General features: G+C 23.1%; 19 protein-coding genes and 1 riboswitch. Of the genes, 9 read left to right on the top strand and 10 right to left on the bottom strand.

The features are described from left to right. Positions 1-28: 28 nt before the first annotated feature. Positions 29-484 (top strand): hypothetical protein, encoded by a 456-nt coding sequence (locus NX772_RS02685; RefSeq protein WP_027123391.1) that lies wholly within the window; start codon positions 29-31, stop codon positions 482-484. Between the two features lie 10 nt (positions 485-494). Here NX772_RS02685 and NX772_RS02680 read toward each other — a convergent pair whose 3' ends face one another. Together NX772_RS02680 and rpmG are read right to left on the bottom strand one after the other, a co-directional pair. Further along, entirely contained in the window at positions 495-1,556 is a 1,062-nt protein-coding gene (locus NX772_RS02680) for an aminopeptidase P family protein (protein ID WP_027123390.1), read from the bottom strand. Positions 1,557-1,602: 46 nt separating this feature from the next. Beyond that, the gene (rpmG, locus tag NX772_RS02675; RefSeq protein WP_027123389.1) at positions 1,603-1,755 is read right to left on the bottom strand and encodes a 50S ribosomal protein L33; all 153 of its coding nucleotides are present in this window, start codon (positions 1,753-1,755) and stop codon (positions 1,603-1,605) included. A gap of 142 nt (positions 1,756-1,897) precedes the next feature. On the opposite strand from rpmG, the gene smpB reads away from it, so the two are divergent. Then, on the top strand, positions 1,898-2,332 hold the full coding sequence (gene smpB / locus NX772_RS02670) for an SsrA-binding protein (protein WP_027123388.1): 435 nt from the start codon (positions 1,898-1,900) through the stop codon (positions 2,330-2,332). A 55-nt stretch (positions 2,333-2,387) separates the two neighbouring features. Here the strand turns inward: smpB and NX772_RS02665 are convergent, their stop codons facing one another. After that, positions 2,388-3,758, bottom strand: coding sequence for a dihydrolipoyl dehydrogenase (locus tag NX772_RS02665; protein ID WP_027123387.1), 1,371 nt, complete (start codon positions 3,756-3,758; stop codon positions 2,388-2,390). Positions 3,759-4,169: 411 nt separating this feature from the next. On the opposite strand from NX772_RS02665, the gene rpsF reads away from it, so the two are divergent. Genes rpsF through ychF form a run of 4 tightly spaced genes read left to right on the top strand, consistent with a single transcriptional unit; the run spans position 4,170 to position 6,544 of the window. Next, positions 4,170-4,604: a 30S ribosomal protein S6 gene (rpsF, locus tag NX772_RS02660; protein ID WP_036450217.1), complete on the top strand. Its 435-nt coding sequence runs from the start codon at positions 4,170-4,172 to the stop codon at positions 4,602-4,604. Between the two features lie 16 nt (positions 4,605-4,620). Further along, positions 4,621-5,124, top strand: a complete 504-nt coding sequence (locus NX772_RS02655) for a single-stranded DNA-binding protein (RefSeq protein WP_051542176.1) — start codon at positions 4,621-4,623, stop codon at positions 5,122-5,124. Between the two features lie 10 nt (positions 5,125-5,134). Beyond that, complete coding sequence (gene rpsR, locus NX772_RS02650) at positions 5,135-5,380, top strand: 30S ribosomal protein S18 (RefSeq protein WP_027123386.1); 246 nt, start codon at positions 5,135-5,137, stop codon at positions 5,378-5,380. Between the two features lie 60 nt (positions 5,381-5,440). Further along, positions 5,441-6,544, top strand: coding sequence for a redox-regulated ATPase YchF (gene ychF / locus NX772_RS02645; protein ID WP_027123385.1), 1,104 nt, complete (start codon positions 5,441-5,443; stop codon positions 6,542-6,544). A 67-nt stretch (positions 6,545-6,611) separates the two neighbouring features. Here the strand turns inward: ychF and yihA are convergent, their stop codons facing one another. Genes yihA through NX772_RS02625 form a run of 4 tightly spaced genes read right to left on the bottom strand, consistent with a single transcriptional unit; the run spans position 6,612 to position 9,778 of the window. Beyond that, positions 6,612-7,178, bottom strand: a complete 567-nt coding sequence (gene yihA / locus NX772_RS02640; RefSeq protein WP_027123384.1) for a ribosome biogenesis GTP-binding protein YihA/YsxC — start codon at positions 7,176-7,178, stop codon at positions 6,612-6,614. Then, positions 7,178-7,624: a pantetheine-phosphate adenylyltransferase gene (coaD, locus tag NX772_RS02635; protein ID WP_259429351.1), complete on the bottom strand. Its 447-nt coding sequence runs from the start codon at positions 7,622-7,624 to the stop codon at positions 7,178-7,180. The genes yihA and coaD overlap by 1 nt, the downstream gene beginning before the upstream one ends. Then, positions 7,602-8,807, bottom strand: coding sequence for an acetate/propionate family kinase (locus NX772_RS02630; RefSeq protein WP_027123382.1), 1,206 nt, complete (start codon positions 8,805-8,807; stop codon positions 7,602-7,604). Before NX772_RS02630 ends, coaD begins: the two co-directional genes overlap by 23 nt. Further along, entirely contained in the window at positions 8,807-9,778 is a 972-nt protein-coding gene (locus tag NX772_RS02625; RefSeq protein ID WP_027123381.1) for a phosphate acetyltransferase, read from the bottom strand. The genes NX772_RS02630 and NX772_RS02625 overlap by 1 nt, the downstream gene beginning before the upstream one ends. Positions 9,779-10,100: 322 nt before the next feature. Between NX772_RS02625 and NX772_RS02620 the strand changes: the two genes are divergently transcribed. Next, positions 10,101-11,909 carry a hypothetical protein gene (locus NX772_RS02620; protein ID WP_027123380.1) on the top strand — a complete coding sequence of 603 codons (1,809 nt, stop codon included), beginning with the start codon at positions 10,101-10,103 and terminating at the stop codon, positions 11,907-11,909. A gap of 234 nt (positions 11,910-12,143) precedes the next feature. On the opposite strand, the gene NX772_RS02615 is transcribed toward NX772_RS02620, so the two are convergent. Beyond that, entirely contained in the window at positions 12,144-12,416 is a 273-nt protein-coding gene (locus NX772_RS02615; protein WP_259429350.1) for a hypothetical protein, read from the bottom strand. Then, entirely contained in the window at positions 12,403-12,696 is a 294-nt protein-coding gene (locus NX772_RS02610; RefSeq protein WP_027123378.1) for a hypothetical protein, read from the bottom strand. Before NX772_RS02610 ends, NX772_RS02615 begins: the two co-directional genes overlap by 14 nt. A gap of 469 nt (positions 12,697-13,165) precedes the next feature. Here NX772_RS02610 and NX772_RS02605 point away from each other — a divergent pair, with 469 nt between their 5' ends. Both NX772_RS02605 and NX772_RS02600 read left to right on the top strand, forming a co-directional pair. After that, positions 13,166-13,519: a hypothetical protein gene (locus NX772_RS02605; protein WP_027123377.1), complete on the top strand. Its 354-nt coding sequence runs from the start codon at positions 13,166-13,168 to the stop codon at positions 13,517-13,519. A 162-nt stretch (positions 13,520-13,681) separates the two neighbouring features. Further along, positions 13,682-13,769, top strand: a riboswitch (SAM riboswitch). 88 nt (positions 13,770-13,857) lie between these two features. Continuing rightward, a complete protein-coding gene (locus NX772_RS02600) occupies positions 13,858-14,976 on the top strand; it encodes a DUF4116 domain-containing protein (protein WP_051542174.1) in 1,119 nt (372 codons plus the stop codon). A gap of 121 nt (positions 14,977-15,097) precedes the next feature. On the opposite strand, the gene NX772_RS02595 is transcribed toward NX772_RS02600, so the two are convergent. Beyond that, complete coding sequence (locus tag NX772_RS02595; RefSeq protein WP_027123376.1) at positions 15,098-18,229, bottom strand: hypothetical protein; 3,132 nt, start codon at positions 18,227-18,229, stop codon at positions 15,098-15,100. Positions 18,230-18,302 lie beyond the last annotated feature (73 nt).

The following is an 18,302-nucleotide window of genomic DNA, read 5'->3' as shown; positions in this document are numbered from 1 at the left end:
ATTTTTTACCTTAATAGGAATATATGTGATGGAAGTATTTAGTAATGATAAAAATACTATAAGAATAGATAATTTAAGTAAGGATATTAGACAATATTTTACAAAGCAATTAGTGTTGTATATCATTATAACTTTTTCTATTATTAGTTCTATCGTCTTCACTACATTTTTGATATTTTATTATAAAAGTAAAAAAGAAATATACTACTTATTAGCATTTATTTTTGCTACAATTTGTATTATTTTAATATTAGTACGTTGATTATGAGGACCTTTTGCGTTTATTCAATATTACAATCGTTTTATTGGTTCAAAAACTAATAAAACCAGAGAAATTCAACAATACTTTTATTTTTATTTAACTCCTATAATTCTAAAAGGTTTAATAACTATTCCTATATATACTATAATGCTTTATTCTTTAATTCCGGTATTATTTAAGATGCAAAAAAAATATAATAAAAAAGGAACTTCTTATTTTTAAGAGTTCCTTTTTATTTTTTAATTCCATTAACTTCATTTTTTCTTGAAAGAGTTATTGAACCTGTTTCTGTTACTAATAAATCATCTTCAATTCTGGCACCACCAAAACCTTCTATGTATATTCCTGGTTCAACTGTAATGACCATTCCTGGCTCTAAAATTGTATTTCCATTTGTGGAAACAGTTGGTAATTCATGAACATCAATACCTAGTCCATGACCTGTTGAGTGAGTAAAGTATTCTCCATACCCTTTTGAAGCAATATAATCTCTACATACTTTATCCACATCTGAAGCTTTAATCCCTGGTTTTATGAATTGTCTACCTAATTGCGCTGCTTCTTTTACTATTTGTAAAATTTCTTCTTTTTTAGGATCAACAATTTCATTTTTAGGATTAAAAATAAAAGTTCTAGTAATATCAGCTCCATATCCTTTGTATGTTGCACCAAAATCAATTTTTAATAAATCACCTGATTTTATCTTTCTATCGGTAGGATGATGATGAGGAATAGCTGAGTTAGAACCAGTTGCTATAATAGAATCAAAACATTCCATTTGTGCACCTTTTTCTTTCATTAAAAAATTTAGTCTTCTATCTAATTCTCTTTCAGTTTGTCCTTCTTTAAGTTCTTTAATTAATTCTTCATATGCTTCTAAAGAAATATCGATTGCTTTTTGTAATAATTCTATTTCATTTTTATCTTTTAAAATTCTAAGTTCTTGCCCTGAAATTTGAATTATTTCAGCATTTGGAAACATTTTTTTAATTCTTTCCAATTCACTTAAAGTAGTATAGTCGGCTTCTACACCAATTCTTTTATAAATTTTGTTTTGAGCAAATTTTTTTAAGTTGCTTTGATTTAGTAATATTAATTCTGCATTTTTAATTTCTTTTTGAGCATATTCGTAATAACGCATATCTAAAAAAACATATGAATTACTTTTTTCTATTATGCTTATACCATCAGTTGATTGGATGGAAGATAATCATATTCTAGTTTGTGGTGAAAAAGTAATAATTGCATCTAAATTATTTTTCTCTAGTGTTAAATCAAGATATTTTCTATTCATGTTATTCCTTTTTGTATAGTAAAAAAAATATAAAAAAATAAAGATATTATTTTTTCTCTTTATGAGATGTATGTTTATTGCATCTATGACAATGTTTTGACATTTCTAATTTTTCAGTTTGAGTTTTTTTGTTTTTAGTTGTAATGTAATTTTCCATTTTGCACTCACTACATCTTAAAGTGATACCTTCTCTTGGCATTTCTCCTCCTAATAATATTAAATATATATAGTTTATTAACTATAATAATAAGATATATAAATTTTAACAAAAAAAGAAATTTTTACTATTTTTTTATTTAAAAACTTGTTAAAATTTTATTATTATACTTTAAAGGAATCGAATGAAAATAATTCAAAAAAATAAAATTGCTAATTTTAATTATGAACTTTTTGAAAAATATGAATGTGGAATTTCATTACAAGGATGAGAAGTAAAATCAATAAGAGCAAATAATTGTAATTTAAAAAATTCCTATGCTACATTTAAGACTAATGAGCTTTATTTAACTAACTTTCAAATTTCTCAATATATGGCAGTAAAAGGCGATGAATTAAGAGAAAGAAAACTTTTATTACATAAAAATCAGTTATTAAAAATTGCATTAAAACAAAAACAACAAGGATACACTTTGATTCCTACTATGATTTATTGAAATGAAAAAAGTAAAATTAAAGTAGAGATCGCACTAGCTAAAGGAAAAAATAAAATTGATAAAAGAGCTTCCGAAAAAGAAAGAGAAGTAAAAAGAAAATTAGAAAAATTGGTTTATAAATAAAATCACAAGTTCGCTCTTGTGATTTTGTAATTATGATATTTTTAATTTAAATTTATTATTTTTTAAACACTAAATTTCTAGTTGCATAATAAATTGATTCAATGATTGTTGGATGCGTATAAGAGTTTTGTTGTAATTGATCAAAACTAATGTTATTTTGCATAGCATGAGCAATTTCATTAATAATTAAATGTGAACCTTTTAAAAACATAAATGAACCTAAAATTTTATTAGTGTTTTTTTCAATTAAGAATTTAACAAAACCGTTTTTTAGATCTAAACCATCAGCGTGAGCTCTTGGTAAAGCTTTAGCAGGTATAATTAAAGCGTTATATTCAATTTTATTATTAATTAATTCTTGTTCTGTATAACCAACTCCTGAAAACTCCGGATTTAAGTAAGTAGATCAAGGAACAAATTTAGGATTAATTTTTTCGTTTATTTCTTTATTTAAGATATTTTTTGCGACGATATCTCCTGTTTTATATGCAACAGTAGATAATAACATAATTCCAGTTAAATCACCTAAAGCATAAACGTTTTTGACATTAGTTTCCATTTTATCATTTACTTTAACAAATCCATTTTGATTTAATTCTACATTTAAATTTTTAAATGATTCATTGTTAGCTATTCTTCCTATTGCTACTAAAATAATTTCATCATCAAATGATTGAATTTTATTATCTATTTCAACTAATAATTCATTATTTTTATACTCTAATATTCTAGCATTTTCATGAATAGTGATATTTCTATCAATTAAATATTGTTTTACATTTTTTTGTAAGTCAAGATCAAAATTTCCCATGAAATTTCTAGCTTCTAAAATTGTTATTTTAACTCCTAAAGTTGAGTAAAAATAAGCAAATTCTAACGAAATAGGACCTGAACCAATTATAGTCATGCTTTCCGGTAATTTTTCTAATTCTAAAGCTTTATCAGAATCAATAATTTTTCCTTCACTAATTCCTTTTTCAAAACCGGGTAAATCTAATTTTCTATTTCTAGAACCGGTAGCTAATACAAGTTTTTCAAATTTTATTTGTTCATTTTCTAATTGAATAGTATTACTTTCAATTACTTCACCATGTTCTTTATAAATAGTAACATTACTAGATAATAAAGAATTTTCTATATTTGTATTTAATAAAGATTTATTATCTTTTCTTCTTTTTTGAATTTCAGGTAGATGAAAGTGTTTATTTTTAGAATAAATACCAAATTCGTTAGATTTTTTTATTGTTTCGTATACTTTAGCAGATTTTATTAAGGTTTTAGTAGAAATACATCCTCTATTTACACAAGTACCGCCTAAATCCCTTTCTTCAATTAGAGCAACACTTTTGCCATTATTTGCAAGTATTCCTGCAAGAGAGTAACCACCCGGTCCTCCTCCTAAAACTACTACATCATATTTTTTCATTTTTCCTCCTTTTTGTTTTTAATTATAAAATTTAAAATTAAAAAAAGTTAAAAAAATAGATTTTAGAATAAAAAAATTCATTTTTTTAACTTTTTTGATTTTGAAACTAAAAATTTAAGCCATAAATTTAATGAAAATAACTAAAAATAAGATAAATATTAAAAAAAGTTTTTCAATATTCAAATAAGTTTGCAATTTTATAAAGCAAAATTTTAAAATAGAAACATTCATTTTCAGAATTTTAAGAGATAGAATAATAAAAAGAATTAAAGTTAGAATATTTATCTAAGTTTTAATTTAAAATAAAAATCAACTAATAATATTTTAAAAATATTGTATAATTCAAAAGAGTAATTTTTAATATATACTCCTTGATCTTTAAATAGATCCTGATGACCGAAAGGAGCCAAAATGGCAAAATATGAAATTATGCTAATTTTAGCACCAACAGAAGAAGTATCTTTAGCAGAAAAAATCGCTAAAGAAGTATTTAAAGATGGTGTTAAAACTGTTGAAAAATTAGAAAGAACAGAATTAGCTTACCCAATAAATAAATCAAAAACAGGTACTTTTGTTTTAATTAATGTTGAATCTGAAAAAAGTATAGTTGCGGAATTTACAAGAAGAACAAATATTGAAAAAACAATATGAAGAAGTTTAGTAGTTAATTTAGATTCTGAAAGAGGTTTAAATAGAAAAACTAAACCTAAGAGACGTAAACTTAACTCATTTAAAAGTAATCAATTTGTAAAAGAAAATAATTTAAATAATTCTGAAAAAATACAAAATACAGAAGAGTCTAAGGTAAGAAAACCTAGAGTTAAAAAAACTGAAACAGAAAAATAATTGGTGGTAAGTAAAGATGAATAAAGTTTTATTAATAGGAAGAATTGCTAATGATTTAGTATTAAATAAAACTAAATCAAATATTAGTTTTTTAAGATTAACACTTGCCGTTACAAGAAAATACACTTCAAATGATGGTAGTGAAGTTACTGATTTTATCCCTGTAGTTTGTTGAAGAGGAACTGCTGAATTCCTCGCTAAAAATGCTATTAAAGGAACTAGAATTTCAGTTGAAGGTTCTTTTGTTACAAATAATTTTGTTAATAGTCAAGGACAAAATATTTCATCTAATGAAGTATCTGCTGATAATGTTTCAATATTAGAATCAAAATCAGAAATTGAAAAAAGAAAAAATAATTCAAATTCTTCCCATTTTCAAAAAAACATTATGGAAAATAATGATTCATCACCGACTTTTTCAGTAAGTAAAAATCAAATTAATGATTCACCTTTGAAAGAAAATGAAGATGATCTTTCTGAAGATGAAGAAGTTGATTGAAATATAGAAAGTTTTTTATAAGAGGAGAAAAATGAATAATCGTAAAGTTAAAAAACCATTTAAAAAGAGACCATGTTATTTTTGTTTAGAATCAATGAATTATATTGATTATAAAGAAACAGAATTATTGAAGAAATTTACAAGTAGTCATGGAAAAATAAATCCTTCCAGATTGACAGGAACATGTTCAAGACATCAAAGATTACTATCAACTGCAATTAAAAGAGCAAGAATTATTGCTTTATTACCATTCGTTTCAGAAAGAATTAGAAAATAAAATTAATCTTTAGAGATATATATTATTTCTCTAAAGATTTTTATTATTACAAAGGAAAAAATGTCATTAAAAGCAGGAATAGTTGGATTACCTAATGTTGGAAAATCAACACTTTTTTCAGCCTTAACTAAAACACAAGCGGAATCAGCAAACTATGCATTTACTACAATAGAACCAAATATTTCAATTGTAGAATTAAAAGATAAAAGACTAGAAAAAATTGCAGAATTTGTAAAACCAGAAAGAATACTTCCAGCTACATTTACATTTGTAGATATAGCCGGTTTAGTATCTGGGGCATCTAAAGGTGAAGGATTAGGAAATAAATTTTTATCAAATATAAGAGAAGTAGATGCTATTATTCAGGTTGTTAGATGTTTTGAAAATAAAGATATTTTACACGTTTCAAACGAAATAAATCCAGTTAATGATGTGGAAGTTATAAATTTAGAATTATTATTAGCAGATTTACAAGTTATAGAAAATGTTATTAAAAGAGTTGAAAAAAAAGCTTTAAATACTAACGATAAAGATATAAAGGCAGAATATCAAGTTGCATTAAAACTAAAAAAAGCTTTCGAAAACAATCAAGCCGCTAGAGAAGTAGATTTAAGTGAAGAAGAACTTAAAATTGTTAAAGGATATCAGTTGCTAACATTAAAACCAATTTTATATGTTGCAAATATTTCTCAAGAAGATATTAATAATTTAGATAAAAATAAACATTATAATTCTTTAAAAGAATTAGTGACTTCTTATAATAATTTGTTATTACCTATTTCTATTCATTTAGAATACGAAATAAGTCAATTAGATGAAGAAGATAAAGAATTATTTTTAAAAGAATATAACTTAGAGTATTCTGGTCTAGAAATATTAACTAGAGAAGCTTTCAGTTTATTAAATTTAGCTACTTATTTTACCGCTGGAGTAAAAGAAGTTAGAGCTTGAACGTTTAAAAAAGGAATGTTCGCACCAGAATGTGCCGGAATTATTCATAGCGATTTTGAAAAGAAATTTATAAAGGCAGAAGTTATAAGTTATCAAGATTACGTTGAGAGCCAAGGTGAAAAAAATGCCCGTGAAATGGGCAAAATGCGTCTAGAAGGTAAAACATATCAAATGAATGACGGAGATATTTGTTTATTTAAATTTGGTAAATAAAATAATAAAAAAAATCAAGAACTAAATAGGGCTTAAATTTATTGTACCTATTTAATATCTTGATTTTTTATTTACCATTTAAAAATAATTCATTAATTTTTTGATTTAATATATTTATATTTTTTTTCTTTGCAGAGGAGACAAAAAAACATTCATATTTATTTAATATTTCTATTTCTTTTTTAACTTTATAAATTTGTGACTGATTAAGTTTATCGATTTTAGTGGCAACTAAAATCACATTTCTATTTATAGATTCTAAAAATTCTAACATTTGATAATCTTTCTCTGTTAAACCGATTCTTGAATCAAAAAGTAAAAAAGTAGTTAATAAATTTTCTCGTAAGCTAAAATATTCTTCAATCATATCAAACATTTTAGCTGATAAGCTTTTAGACATCTTGGCATATCCATAACCTGGTAAATCAACTATAATATTTGTATTTTGATTTTGAAAAAAATTAATGAGTTGTGTTCTTCCGGGTGTATTAGAAGTTTTGGCAATTTTATTATTTGCTAAAGCATTAATAAGTGAAGATTTACCAACATTAGAACGTCCTATAAAACAAATTTCTTTATTATCATGTTTTAATCAATTAGCTTTATTAGAAGATGAAATTAAAAATTTTCACATTATTTTCCTTTATTTTTGTAGAAATTTTTATGTCTTTCTAAAGTTGAGCTAATTTTTATATTATTTTCATCAGGAAAGAATAAAATTGTTTCTAAGCTATTATTAATTGCTTTATTACCTACAGCTAATTCTATTTCATAATTAAAATCAATATCATTTCTTGCAGATCTAATTAGAAAATTAACATTTAATTCTTTAGCTAATTCAGCAGTTAATTTGTCTTGATTAATAAGAATTTCTACATTTTTTAAGTGCTTAATTTGTTGTTCAACGATTTTTCTTTTACTTTCAAAAGAAGAGCGTTGATTTTTATCTGGATTTAAAGTTATTACTAAATATACAAAATCAAATAATTTTAAAGCCTTTTCTAAAATTGATAAATGTCCTCTATGAAAAGGGTCAAAACTTCCGGGGAAAATAGCTTTATTCATATAGTTTGACTGCATCTTGTGCAATTAATAATTCTTCATTTGTTCTAATTACATAAACGGGAATCTGTGAATTATTAGAAGAAATTAATAAATAATCTTTTATTTCAGAAGGAGAAATATTGTTCTTATTTTGATCTAATTCAATATTTAAATTAGGTAAATCTAATTTTTCAATCACTAATTCTCTAATAAAACTAGAGTTTTCACCAATACCTGCAGTAAATACTAATGCATCTATTTTTTTACCAACTTTATTTATATAGTTAGCTAAATAATCAACAATTTTTTGAGCATATAAATTTAAAGTAAAAATTGCATTTTCATCATTTTCTTTATATCTTTTAACTAAGTCTCTCATGTCAGAAGAAATACCAGAAACTCCTAATAATCCAGAGTTTTTATTTAGTAAATTAGTGAATTCTTTTAAAGACATTCCTGCAACTTCAGTAGCATATTCGTGTATTGCAGGATCGATATCACCACTTCTAGTTCCCATCATTATTCCTGCTAAAGGAGTAAATCCCATTGAAGTATCAAATGATTTTGAATCTTTTACCGCACAAAGAGATGCACCATTTCCGATGTGTAAATTAACAAAGTTAACAGAGTTTTTATTTAAGATTTCTTGTAATTTAAGTGTAATGAATTTATGGCTAATTCCGTGCATTCCGTATTTTTTGATTCCTCATTTTTGAGCAAATTCTCTATTAATTCCATATTGAGAATTTATGCTAGGAATTGTAGTGTGAAATGCTGTGTCAAAAGTAGCGCTCATTTTAGCGTTTGGTAAAATATCTAACATAGCATTAATTGCTTGCAATGCTCCTGGATTATGTAATGGAGCAAATTTTGAACATTCACCAATTAATTCAATAACCTTAGAATCAATTTTAATAGAATCATTAAAATATTCTCCCCCGTGCACAACTCTAAAACCAATTAATTCAACTTCATTTATTTTTTTTACTATTTTATGTTTTTGTCAAAGTTTTAATGTTTCAATTGCTGCCGCTTTATGATCATTTAATTTTATTTCTTTTTTAATTTCTGAACCTTCAAAGTTTATTTTTAAAAAAGAACCTTCAATTCCAACTCTTTCCGCAATTCCAGATGCAACGATTGAAAAATCATTTTTTGAAAATAATGATCATTTCATAGAAGAGGAACCGGCATTAATTACTAATACTTTTCCACCCATTATTTTTCCTCCTTAAAACTTTGTAATGTAGTTATTAAAATAGTATTATAAACATCTTCAACTGTTGAACCTCTAGATAAATCATTAACAGGTTCAGCTATTCCTGTGATAACAGGACCGATTGCACCATAATTACCTAATCTTTGTGCAATTTTATAACCAATGTTTCCTGCATCTAAATTTGGGAATACAAAAATATTAGTTTTACCTGAATATGATTCTTTTTTGTATTTAGCTTGTCTTACTTTAGGATCTATTGCAGCATCAAATTGTATTTCTCCGATAGCTTTTTTATCTTTAGAAATAGAATTATATTTTTCTACTGCATCAGCTACTAATTTAGATTCTTCACTAACTGCGGATGAATCTGTTGAAAAAGAAAGAAAAGCTACATTAGTATCTAATCCTAAATTTTTAGCAAATTCTTTTGCATTTATCCCTATTTCTGCTAGTTGATCAGAATTTGGTTTTATATTTACAGAAATGTCTGAAAAAATAAATTTTTCTTCTTCTTTGTGCATAATCATTGCCGAAGAAATAGTTTTTATTCCTTGTTTAGGACCTATCACTTTAAAAGCAGCTCTTAAAATATCTGCCGTTGTATAATTCAACCCTCCAACTATTCCATCTACTTCTTTATTTTTTAACATCATCATTGCATAAAAAGGATTGTTTTTCATAGATTTTTCAGCTGATTCTGGAGTTTCTTTTCCTTTTCTTAATTCTAGAAATAAGTTTGCATATTCTTTTTGTTTTTCTAAACTTACAACTTCTTGTTTTATATTATTGGAAACATCATCGTTTTTTTTATTTACTAGTAAAACAGCGTTTAATAATCCACTTTTAGCAATTAATTCAGCAGCTTTAATAGCTCTTTCATCATCTCCGTCAATTAATAAAATGGTTTTCTTAGTATTAAATTCTTTATTTTTTGATTGAATTTTATTTTCTAATTCTTTCTGAAAATGCATATTTTCTCCTTGATTAATTTAAATATAAAAAAATTATAAAATAAAAATAAAATAAATACTAAAAATTAAAATAATTATCAATTATTTAGCCATTTTCTTTACTTTATTGAAATGGTAAAAATATAAATAAAAATAAGTTTTATTTTTTTGTTTATTAATTTTTGCGAATCTTTATTAGTGTTATTAGAAATTCTAAAAAAGAATTTAAATATAAATCAATTTATTTACTAAAATATTTTTTATATTCAGTATTTACTTTCTTTATTTGCTATAATTTTAATTATATATTTTTCGAAAAATAATAATTATTTTGGAGAGTTAAATGGTTAAAAAAAGTATATTAAAGAAGTTATTTATTTTTGGTGTTCCTATAGTTTCTTTAGCGACTATAGGTTCGATTATTGCTATAGTTAAAAATAAAAACGTTGTTCAAAGCGATGTTAATTTAGATAAAAAAGAAGTTGAAATAACAAAAAGTGAAAATAATTGATTTATTTATTTAAAAACTGAAGATAAAAAAAGCGATAATAAAAATGTTTTTATTAATAATCAAAGTTTTATCGCTACATTAATTAATAAAGAAAATGGCAATTTTTGAAGAGTAGAAATTCCAGAAAAAACAGCATTAGAAAAAGGGAAATATAAAATAACTCTTTCTGAAAATATGACAACAAAAGTAAATATAAGTGAATTTGAGTTGAATTGACCTTTATTTGAAATTGTTCCTTCTGAAAGAAAATCTGAAATAGTTATAAATTTTAATGAACTTTTTAGTCCAAAACAAATATCCTATAAATTAGAAAAAGAAAATGATTCTTCAATTAATTTAACAAAATCAGCAGAAATAACTAATAACAAAATTGTTATTTCTATTCCTTCAGAATGAAAGAAAAGTAAATACGCTATAACAAGCATATATTTAGATTCTAAAACAAAGCTGTTTTCAAACATTTTTTTTAATACAAATAAGCAACTTTTAACTTTATCAAATTATGAATTGGGTGAATTAAAGAGTGACAAAATAATTATTAATTCCGACACTTTAGAGTTCGATCAAGATAAAACTACAGAAAAGAAACTTTATTTAATAAATAATATTAATGAAATAAGTGTAATAAAGGGAATATACGATTCTAATAACATTATATTTGATATAAAAAGTTTAAACAAAGATTATAAATGAAATCCTTTTAGATTAATATCTAAAAATAATCAAAATGGTTTTGAAAAAACATTAGCAGAAAACAAAGATTTTAATAAAAGTATTCAAGATATATACAAAAAAGAAGAAAAAGAGATAAAAGTAAAAAAAGTAGAATTTCTAGATTCTAATAATATCTTATTTTTTGTTGAAGATGCTAATGATTGAATTAGTGATAATATTAATTTTAAACTTAATGATCAATCAACTTTAAATTGAACATTTTTAAATGAAAAATTAAAAATAATAAAAATTGAAAATGATAAACCATTTTCTTTCGGAGATAAAATTACCTTAAAATCAGATAATATAAAAATTGTTAATCCTGATTTTAATATTAGTAAAAATATTAATAAATCTCAAAATAGTTTAACATCTTCTATAGAAAATGATAAATTAACCTTCAATTTTACAAACGTATTAAATAGTAATGAAAATTCAGAAGTTAATTTTAAAATTTTATTAATTAGTAAAGAAGGCCAAATTACTGAAATTGAAAAACTTTTTACAAATTTTAATGAAAAAAAATCATTTGAAATAGAATTAAATAGTTTAATTAATAATGAAACAGCTTTTATTGTTCCTGGTTTAGTTGAACTAAGACATGGGGGAAATAATGAAATATTCAATTTTACTAAATCCTCTTTAAATTTATTCAATTTAACAGAAAAACAAGAAACTAAACTATCTATTTTTCAAAAAGAAGAAATTGAAAAATCTACTTTATTAAGAATAAAATTACCCGAAAAATATAAGAGAATGAATAATTATTTATTTACTTTAGAATATAAAAATAATATAATTTATGGCTTTAGCGAATTAGATGATTTAGTATTTTTTGCCGAAAATATTAATATCAACGACTTAGAAAATATAAAAATCACTAATTTAAAGAATAATGAACAATTTTCTATAAACAAAACCAACTAAAAACTATTTCAAAATTAAATAAAAAAGATTATATTTCAATTTTTTTCTATTGCTTTTATGCGTTAGCTTACAAATGCTATTTTAATTTTTATATAAACATTATCTTAGTTATTTACGTTCTTTAAAATACTCTTTTGGCACCTTAAAATAAAAAGTCCGCACTCTTGCGGACTATCTTTTATTGATTTTATCTTTAAATTAGAACATAGAAAAGAGCATTGTTATTGGTTTTTATTATTCAACTTCTTTTCTTATATCTCTTTTTAATAATATAACTATAATTTTATCATTTTCAATTCTGAAAATCGCCTTATATATTTCTATTATCAATCTAAATACATTCTTGTGTTTATTATCTTTTATTTCTGATATATCGTAATAATACGGGTTAGTTATTTTATTTTCTGATACTCATTTAAAAGTTTTAAAAAATTTTCTACCTGTTTCTGGTCTTTTTTTCATAAATTTTTTTGTTTGTTTAGAATATTGGACTTTATATTTCATCATCACTTTCTAAGTCTGCAAGTGTTAGTTCTGATGCATCGCTCATATCGTCTAAATCTAATTCTCCATTAGCTATCATTTCATCGTATTCTGCTTGTTCTTGTTCATCAACGAATGGAGCATATTTATTTAAGTATCCAGCGAGGTCTAATTTTTTATCTTCCCTCATTCTAATGAATACACTTTCTTTTAAAAAATTTCCAAAACTTAATCCACGCTCTTCCGCTGCATCTTTTATTTGGTCTCATTCTTCTTTTGTTAAAGTTATAATTTTTTTAAGCATAAATTATTCCTTTCATTCATTCTTATATATTAAATTATAATAAAAAAAATTAAAAACAACCCTCATTAATAAAATATTGATATATTAAAAAAATAAAAAACGCCACCCCTTAGCGTTGCCTACTCAACAGGTGGTATGAACTATGACCAATTTTTTTAACGTGCCCGGCTCAGGAGAGTTGTAGGCTCTAATCACAATTTAATTTTAACATAGAAAATAAAAAAAGTACTAAAAACTTTATTGCATCACTATTCTATTAAAATAAATAACTTCCTTTTGATCTTTGTTTATTTCAGAATTTATTAATATAGAGATTGGTTTATATACATAATATTTATAATATAATTTAAAATCAAAATTTACTAAACTTTTTGAAGAAATTAATATCTATAAAAAAGAGAAAAATTTTATTATAAAAGACAAGAAAATTTATAAAAAATCTTTTAGAGAATCTGTCTTAGCATTATGAGTGATTATAGGGACTTCACTTTTATCAATCTCTGGATTATGGCAAGTAGCGACTTGAAATCACGATAAATGACTACCAGGAATTGGTGAAAATTTTAATTGATTTATTTCGTGACTTATCTTAGTTTCGATTTCTGGAATAATTTTTATTTCTACAATTATCTATTCGCTAGTGAAATTCATATATTCTTACAAAGAATTTAAAGATAGTAAAACAATTATAAAAAGAAATGATGAAAACTTAAAAATAATTAAAAATTTTTATGATAATGGAATAATTTCCAAAGATATAATAGATTTATTTATTAAAAATATATTAATAATTCAAAAAATAAATACAAAAAATGATAAATAGTAGTTAATTCAATTGCATTAAAGATATTAACTTAGTTATGAAACATTTTTTTAAAATTAATTTTTAAATATTCATATTATTCAAAATATATGTTACTACACACAATTTGTTATTTTACAATTTCTGATTTTAATTAAGAAAAAATAGTTTATAATATTATTGTAACTATAAAGAGAAGGGGAGAGACAAGCTCTGTGAACCTTCAGCAACTTACCATTTTGGCAAAGTGCTAAAGCTTGTATGATAGTGAAGGTTTTTAAGATTCAAGATTATAATATAACCTCCTATCAGTCTATAGGAGGTTTTTTTCTTTTTTAGTTACAAAAAAAGGAGAGAATATGACAAACACATTCAAAAATTTAATAAAAAATTTTTTAGAAAATAATTTAATTAATGACGAAGTTATTCAAGAAATTAATCCGCACGATGAAGAAAAGGCGATTATTTTAATCGTTTCATCTAAACAATTTATTTTAAATTGCGATAAAGCTAATGAAGCATGAAATTTATTAAGTAAAAAATATTTAAATAACGAAAACTTTTTATATAAACTTTTTAATGAAATAAAAGTAAAACCTGAAAAAGATTTATTTATACTTATTTTAAAAAAATACATTGATTCAAATTTATTACAAAATATAAATTTTATGAAAAAATCTGTTTTAGATTATGGTTTTTACCATTTATTTGATTTTGATATTAAAAATATTGAGCATAAAAATATTTTATTAAATATGATTAAAGAAAAGAACTATACATTTTCATATTTAGATTATGATTTTAAAAATAGTAAAGATTTTATACTAGAAGCATTATCTAAAAATATTGATATAGCAAAATATATATATGATAAATTCAGAGACAATTATGAAATTATGGAATTGGCAATAAAAAGTAAGCCTATATCATTTAAATATGCTTCAGATAGACTAAAGAATGATTTAAATATAGCAACTCTAGCAGTTAAAAAGAGAGGAGCCAATTTAAAATACGCACCTTACCATTTTAAAGATGATAAAGAATTTGTGTTATTAGCAATAAAAAAAGACCCTTTATCACTTAAATATGCTTCCGATAGATTAAAAAATGACAAAGATATTGCTAAAATTGCAATAACTAAAAGAGGAGATGCTCTTGAGTTTGTTTCTAATGATATTCAGGATGATAAAGGATTTGTATTATTAGCAATAAAAAAAGATCCTTTATCACTTAAATATGCTTCAGATAGACTAAAAAATGACAAAGATGTAGTTAAAGAAGGTCTTAAAAACTTTATTGCTTACAAAAATTCTAAATACATTTCTAAAAATATAAAAAAAGATGAAGAAGTTTTTGAATGCATTTTTAAAGCATATAAAGAGAATTTTTTATTTATTTATTCATTACAAAACGAAGAGAAAAAAGAAATATCTAAAATAATTGATAGCAAAACATGAATAAGAACAATTTTAAAATAATGAAATTTGTTAAATCAAAAAATTTAAACGAAATGCAAATCATAATAATAAAATTGTAAAAATTAATGAAAAACAAGCAACTTATTAATAATTTTATATTAGTTGCTTGTTTTTGTTAATATTAATGAATTATAAATTCTAGTGGAAAGTTTATTACATTATTTTTATTATATTTAGAGAATTTAGTGTTTAGTGATAAATTTCTTAATGTTATTTTGACTTTAATAAAATTATTTAAACCTATAGAAACTTTTTCTAAATTTTCTATTTCAATGGCGTAATTTTCTTTTCTTATAGAAGGATTAAAAGAATTAGAAACCAAAACGTTAATTTGGTTTATTAATTTTTCTAAATTGGAAATTTCTAGAAGTTTATTTCATTTTTCTCTTTTATTGGTTATAGAATTTATATCATTTATAATATTATCCAAATTATTATTATTTGTTTTTAGACCAAACTGAGAATTAAAGCTTTCCCATCTATTAAAAGAAAAATCAGATAACATTTCTTTAAAGTTTTGGTAAAGATTTTGTGTCTTATTTTTAATCGCAAATCCGCCTAAAATAAGCGATCCTGAAGAATATCTATATTTAGATTCTGGGTGTGGTTGTTCTAAATTATCAAATCAATATGCGATTTTATAATTTAAAACACCTTGAGAAGCAAAACTAGAGGTTTGATGTGGCTCATAAAGATTTTTAACATCTCTAAATTTAACTAAATAAATTCTTAATTTTGAACTATCATAATCAGCTAATTGTTCAGAAATTTCTACAAAGTCTTTTAGTTTTTGATTTTTAATTTCTACTCATGTAATAGGGTTACCAAAAGAATAAGTTAGATCATTAGTTTCTAATTCTGTAAATGTTTCATCAAATTCTGATGTACTTTTTAGATAACCATTATTGGATATTTTTATAAAATTATCATAAAAATCTGGTGCATGATTGAAATTTTTAAAGAAATTAGCTGTAAAAAGATTAGAAATTGAAATTTTTTTAAAGTTAGTAGAATAATTTTCAGATCTTAGTTTAATTCTTAGTTCTAAAATTCCTAATTGTTCATTTAAATTTAAGTTATCTCTACTTTCATCTACAACCACTTCAACAGTTTCGTTAAAACCTGTAATTTTTGATAAATTGGTATTTAAAATAAAATCAGAAGTTGTTTTTAAGTGTTTTAATGCTCCAGAAGCTCAAAATCTATTTTGTAGTTCTAAGGTGGAAATATTATTCAATAAATTGTCGAGATTTTCTTGGTTTAAACTATGGGAAGTTAAACTTTTGTTAATTACATTTTTATAGTTAAAATGTGTATTTGAAAAAGAAAAATCTTTTATTATATAGTTTACATTATGTTCTAAATAAGTACTGAAAACATAGTTATTATTGTTCTTATTTGTAAATTTAGCTTTTATGACTTTAGCATCAATATTATTTTTTTCAGACTCTTTTACTAATGTAAGTATAGGTTCTATAAAATTAAATTTTTCTAGTTCTAAATCACTATCAGTAAATTCAACTTTTATACTACTAAAAATAGGATTATTTGAATCTTTTTCTATTGTTATATTGTTTATCTCGGGAATTTCTGTATTTTTTATTTTTGTAAAACTAGTTATTCCTTTATTAGATGAATCTATTCTTATTTCTGTTTCATTACTTAAAACTCTTAGAAGTTCTATTTTTCCAGAAATATCAATATTATTAATTTCTGCCTTTCACTTAGAATCTACATAAAGTGCTGGGATTTTTCAATATCCTCCAAAATCAGACCTTAATTCAAATTGAACATTATTTAATTCTGTTGAAGAATTTTTAATAATATTTGTAGAAATTGTAAGATGTTTCAAGTTTTCATCATATATAAAAGAAGTATTTGAATATTTATCATAATTAGTTTGAGAATTAAATGTTTTATTAACACCATCAGCTGGTACGATGCTAATTCTTGGTTCTATTATATTTGCTTTACCATCTTTATCAATTTTGAATTCTAAAATTTCAAACGTTGAATTATCAGGTATTTCTGAATAATAATCATCATAATCAAAAGAATCTTTAGGCATAATAGTTAAATTTATATTTTTTAATTCTGAATTTTTTTGCTTAGTTACCATTGGAAATAATTCTAATTCAGTTTCATTTTCATCACTTAATACTTTTACTTTTATTTTTGCTAAATATTGTTCATCATTAAAGATAAACAATCCTTTTATGTTGTTGAAAGATAAAGAAATTTGATCATTTTCAATAGATGTAGTAATACTTTCGTATGTTATTGGTGTATTGTACTGTAATGTAGAAAATAAGAAAGGTTCTGCATTTTCTCTACTTTCTTCTCATAAGTTTCCTAACTTCTGGGCATTTTTAAAATTAATTTCTACATTATTTAAAATTAGTTTTTTAATAGGATAGTTTTCACTAAAATCTAAATTATTAATATTAAAAATTAAAAAGTTGTCATTTTCTGTATATGTTTCTGAGCTAAAAAACAATTTTTGGCTTTTAGTTCCTTCAATTTCTAATTGAAAATCTTTAATTAAAGAATTTTTTAGAATATGTTTAGAAAAAATAAATTTTACTTTTGCGCCTTGATCTGTTTTTTCTAATATTTCGATTGATTCAACAACAAATTCATCTCTTGGATTAGAATCTTCCACCTTGTTTTCGGGTTCTTCTTCTAAAGAAGAATCATTATGAAAATTATCTTTTGCATCATTTTCAGTATTATTTGGATTTTTTTCATTTCTTTTATTGTTAGTATCACTATTTTCTTGTGAATTATCGATCGGTTTTGACTCATTAGAATCTTGATTTTTATCATCATTATCATTATTTTTCAATGTAAAGATTAATTTTATTTCCTCTTCAGTATATTGTGATAAATTTATAGTTTCATTATTAACAATTACATTAGAAAGATAAAAGATTGAATTTTTTTGTATTTTATTTTCTGTATCAATTTCAATCTCATTTTTGTTATTTAAAACAAATTTTTCTAAACTTATTTCTAAATTATTATTTTGTTCATTTTTAATAGTTATCTTGATATTATTTATTTTTTGTTTAAAACTTTGAGGAATAGAAATAATTATTTTTTTCTCTTCTGTTCTAAAAGAAAAATGTTTTTCATAAACAGAATCTTTTCTTTCTTTGTTTAATAAAAATGCTAATGATCCTCCTAAAGTCGCAACTGCTAAAGACCCTATTGCAATGGATGTAAATATTATTTTTTTACTTTTATTTTTCATATTAAAATTATAAAACTTTTTTAATTTTTAAAAAAAGCAAAATGTAAATTAAATTTAAAACAACTTTTTATAT

Source organism: Mesomycoplasma molare (assembly GCF_024918955.1).
Taxonomy (GTDB): domain Bacteria; phylum Bacillota_I; class Bacilli_A; order Mycoplasmatales; family Metamycoplasmataceae; genus Mesomycoplasma_A; species Mesomycoplasma_A molare.
This window is presented reverse-complemented; position numbering and strand designations above follow the sequence as displayed.